Source organism: Streptomyces sp. NPDC058231, from assembly GCF_042882275.1.
In the GTDB taxonomy this organism is placed as follows: domain Bacteria; phylum Actinomycetota; class Actinomycetes; order Streptomycetales; family Streptomycetaceae; genus Streptomyces.
This window is the reverse complement of sequence record NZ_JBHVWN010000146.1, coordinates 1-4,020: the sequence shown is the minus strand read 5'-3', so window position 1 is coordinate 4,020 and position 4,020 is coordinate 1. Positions and strand designations below refer to the sequence as shown.

The following is a 4,020-nucleotide window of genomic DNA, read 5'->3' as shown; positions in this document are numbered from 1 at the left end:
CCGTCTTGGGGTTGTGTGTGTTGTTTTTTTTTGTTGTCGGTTGGTGTCTGGGTTCCCGTTATGTTGTGGTGGGGGGGGGGGGGGGGGGGGGGGGGGGGCCGCGCCGGGGCCGCCCCCGCCCCGCCGCAGGGCTACAGGACGGCCTTGATGCACTCGCCGATGTGCCGGGCGACGTTCACCGACACCGCGTTCCCGGCCTGCATGGTCTGCTCGGCCTGCGTGCCGACGACGACGTACCGGTCAGGGAACCGCTGGGCTCCCAGCTGCTCGCGGGGCTTGAGCATCCGGAAGTGGCAGTCCTCCACGGCGGGCGCGCAGCGCAGCAGTGCAGCCGAGTCGCGGGTGGACAGCGTGTGAACAGGCTCGCCGGCCGTCTTGACGGCGGCCTTGCGGTAGGGGATGACCAGGGTGGTGCGAAGCTCGGGCGGGACGGCCCCGCCGGGGACGACCAGGCCGTGATGGTTGCCCTGCGCGGTGACGGCGGTGACCGGCTCGGTCGCCAGCGCCGGGTTGGCGTTCTGGCGATAGGTGATCACGAACGGCTCCGGGTCGACCGTGACCAGGGCCTCGCTTTCGCGGGTCATCCGGGTGCGCATCGGGTCGGCAACGTCGCTGCACGCGGTGTTCCAGCTGCCGCCGGTCGGCACGAGCAGCGCGTCGCCCTGCTTGATGGTGCGAGTGGAAAACGGCCGCTCGGCCACCGCGTAGGCCCGGTCGGTGCCGTCCTTGCCGTGGTTGAGAGTGATCGAGGAAGGGGTGTGGGGGAACTTCACCAGGCCCGCGCGGATGCGGTCCATGGTGGTGTCCGCCAGCGGCGTCTTGCGGTCGCCGATGCGCTGGCCGAGGTCGGACCAGTTGATGACGGAGGCGGCCGGGCGCACGTACGGCTCGACTTCGGCGTGGCGGCAGCGCGTGTTGGGGCACCGGTAGTTGTAGTCGCGTCGGTACTTGCCGATGCGGACCCCGTGCTGGAACCACGCCTTCTTCGCGTTGACGTCCTTGCCGCACTCGAAGCAGAACGCCCGCGGGCGGGGCTCCAAGTCCGGCTTCGGCATCCCCTTGAGGCGGAAGCAGAGGTAGATGCGGTCCCGCCACTGCGGGGCACGCAGGTTGGTGTCGTCGCCGACGTGCGCGGAGGTCGCGCACAGGATCTGCGGGGCCTCGTAGCCGAGCTCCGTCATGGCCTTGACCCAGGTCTTGAACAGGACCCAACACAGGGCGAACTCGACGACGTTCTCGATGACGACGTACGGGAACCGCTTCGCCTCGCAGGCCCGCACCACGCACCACGCGGTGGCCCGGGTCCGCTCGAACGCGTCCGGCGTCAGGGCCTTCCACGACTCGGCATCGTCGTCGTCACCGAGCCGGTCCAGGACCTCGAACAGGTCGAGCTGATCGGTCTGGTGAACGCGGCCGCCGGCCGGGGACACCTCGGTGCAAATGATGCTGGCCCACAGCATCAGGGCGCGCGGCAGGAACCGCATCGGGTAGCCGGTGACGTCTGCGACCAGGTGCTCGCAGTCGGGGTGGTTGAGGGCATGGGACGCGATGGCGGTGTCCCAGTGGTTCATGACGAGCTTTCCGCGCCATCCGGCCTCGACCAGGCCAGTGGTGGAGCCTCCCGCCCCGGCGAGCAGGTGGTTCACCGCCCGTTCGCGTCGGGGGCTTGTGTGCCCAACCGTGGTTTACACACCGAGCGCGGGCGCGGCCCCCCCCCGGGGGGGGGGGGGCCGCGGCGGGTCGGGTGGGGGTCAGGCGCCGATCGGGGTGACGAAGACCGTCCGCACGACCTGGCGGCGGTGCCAGACGGTCAGCGGCCACTCGGTGCCGCCCTGCTCGTAGACCTGCGTCCAGCCGTCCTGCTCCAGGTGGTGGGTGTAGAGGCCGTACTCCTTGACCGCCTGCAGGTGGGTGTCGAACGGGGGGGAGATGACCCGCCCGACTGCGGTGTGCTCGGGGGTGACGCCGAGGACGCCGACCCCGTACAGCTGCGAGCGGTCCGACACTGACTCGCCGAGGACCTGCCCGGCGGTCTTGGTGTCGGCGTCGCTCAGGCTGTGCAGGTAGATCGCGATCGCGGCGAGCATCGACTTGATGTCTGCGGCGTACTTGCCGTGTTCGCCCTCGGCGGTGGAGTCGTAGATCAGGCCGTCGAAGTTCGGGTTGTCCTCGTGGCTGCGCACGATCCGCCAGCCGGTGACGTCGTCGAGGCGGGTGGGCAGCTCGTGCTCGTCGGCGATGACCAGGTGCGTGCCGTCGGGGAGGTTGACGTAGAGGACGTTCTGCCCGCCGGCGGTGTCGATGTCGCAGGCGAGTCCGGCCGCGCGCAGCGGGGTGGTGACGGATTCGTACTGCAGCCAAAGGGCCTGCCACTCCGGCCGGTTCACGCGGCCGTGGTCAGGCATGGGAGCGAGGGGCATCATGATCTCCAAGAGGTGAGCGGTCGACACAGTACAGAGTTGTGGCACATCTGTGAACCGGGCGGCGGGATTGCCCGCCGCCCGGACCGGGGGTGGGTCAGCCGTCGGCGGGGTGCTGGAGGGGCGGCGCGGGGGTCGGGGCGGGCTCGGGGGTCAGGTTGGCGATCTGGCCCTGCAGGCGCTTAAGTTCGGCCTTCTGGCGGGCGATGTGCTTGCGCTCGGCGGCGTCGGCCTCGACGTCGATCGCGTTGGCGTGGGCGTCCAGGGCGGCCGCCATGCGGCGGGCCTCCTCGGCGACCTGCCGGGCCTGATGGGCGGCGTCGCGGTCGCGCTTGGGGTTCAGGTGGAACTCGGCGCCGCCGGCCTCGGTGAGGAGCTGCCGGGCGACCTGGTCGCGGACGTGCTCGGCGCTGCCGTCGTCCTCGAGCCGGATCCCGTCGCGGACGCACTCGTCGAGCTTGGCGAGCTCGGCGAACAGTCCGTCGATGACCTGGGGGTGGGCGCTCCAGGCGTGGGCGAGGCCGATCAGGACGGGGACGGCCTGTCCGGACGAGTCCAGGACCATCCGGTCCGGGTGCTCGCGGCGCAGGGTGGGCAAGTGGCACATGCGGTTCTCCAAGAGGTGCGTGTGTTCGGTCGAGTGGTGTGGCACATGCGGGCCGGGACGGCGGATGGTGTCCGCCGTCCGGGCCAGGGGAGTCAGGCGGTCTGAGCGGACTGCCGCACGGGGAAGCCGAGTTCGCCGGCGAGCTCGGTGGCGCGCTCGGCGCTCGCGATGTAGCGGCCGTCCTTGAACTCCCCGACGGGCGCGGTCAGGCCGTGGAACTCGCCGCTCGCCTCGGTGATGGCGATGGGCCAGGCCTCGACGAGGAAGCCGACGACCTTTTCCGACTCGACGACCAGGACGTCGCCGTCGAGGATGTCGTCGCGGCACTGGGTGGCGTCGTACGCCTCGGTGGTGTCGTCGAAGCGGTGGACGGCTTTGAGCGGGGCGGCATCCTCGGTGGCGATTTCGGCGTCGTTGGCGTCGATCGCGTCGGCCTCGGCCAGCTCGTCGGCGGCGCGCGCGGCGTCAGCTGCGTCGTCGTCCTGGATGTCGGTGTAGTCCATCCGGTTCATGGTGTCTGCCTTTCGGGCCGGTGGGCGGGGGGCCGTTCCCTCTCGCCACTGCCCTTATTCTAGCAATAATGAGGTTGGGGTCCAGTTTTATTTTTCGGCTGAGCGGGCGTCACCAGGCCCTTCCCGCGCCGCCCGATGCGCCTGGCGGGCCGCCAGGCGGGCCGCCTCCACGTCCTGCGGGCGGTCCTGGACCACCTGCCGCGCCCGGGCTTGATCCGCGTGCCAGTTCGCCATGAACTCCCGCTGCGCCTGCCGCTCCGCCTCCTCTCGCTCCCGGTCGCGGGCCGCGCGCGCGGAGCGCGGATTGGTTTTGCAGCCACGACAACTGGCAGCCGGAGTCGAGTGCTTGGGGCAGCCGCGCGGCTCCCCTGCGGCGTCAGCCGCGGGGGTAGGGGGGGAAGGAAGGAAAGCAGTAGAAGAAGGAAAAGAAGGGGTTCCACCGGTGGAACCCTTGGGGTTCCCCCCGTGGAACCCTTTGGGT

At 70.6% G+C, this 4,020-nt stretch carries 4 protein-coding genes; all 4 read right to left on the bottom strand.

What is annotated here, in order from left to right; genetic code table 11:
- Positions 1-131: 131 nt before the first annotated feature.
- The 4 genes from ACFVXE_RS38735 to ACFVXE_RS38720 all read right to left on the bottom strand — a co-directional run bounded on the left by ACFVXE_RS38735 (position 132) and on the right by ACFVXE_RS38720 (position 3,530).
- Positions 132-1,646: a DNA cytosine methyltransferase gene (locus ACFVXE_RS38735; protein ID WP_389678458.1), complete on the bottom strand. Its 1,515-nt coding sequence runs from the start codon at positions 1,644-1,646 to the stop codon at positions 132-134.
- 105 nt (positions 1,647-1,751) lie between these two features.
- The gene (locus ACFVXE_RS38730) at positions 1,752-2,387 is read right to left on the bottom strand and encodes a hypothetical protein (RefSeq protein ID WP_389678456.1); all 636 of its coding nucleotides are present in this window, start codon (positions 2,385-2,387) and stop codon (positions 1,752-1,754) included.
- A gap of 130 nt (positions 2,388-2,517) precedes the next feature.
- Positions 2,518-3,027: a hypothetical protein gene (locus tag ACFVXE_RS38725; protein ID WP_389678455.1), complete on the bottom strand. Its 510-nt coding sequence runs from the start codon at positions 3,025-3,027 to the stop codon at positions 2,518-2,520.
- A gap of 92 nt (positions 3,028-3,119) precedes the next feature.
- Complete coding sequence (locus ACFVXE_RS38720; RefSeq protein WP_389678453.1) at positions 3,120-3,530, bottom strand: hypothetical protein; 411 nt, start codon at positions 3,528-3,530, stop codon at positions 3,120-3,122.
- Between the last annotated feature and the right edge of the window lie 490 nt (positions 3,531-4,020).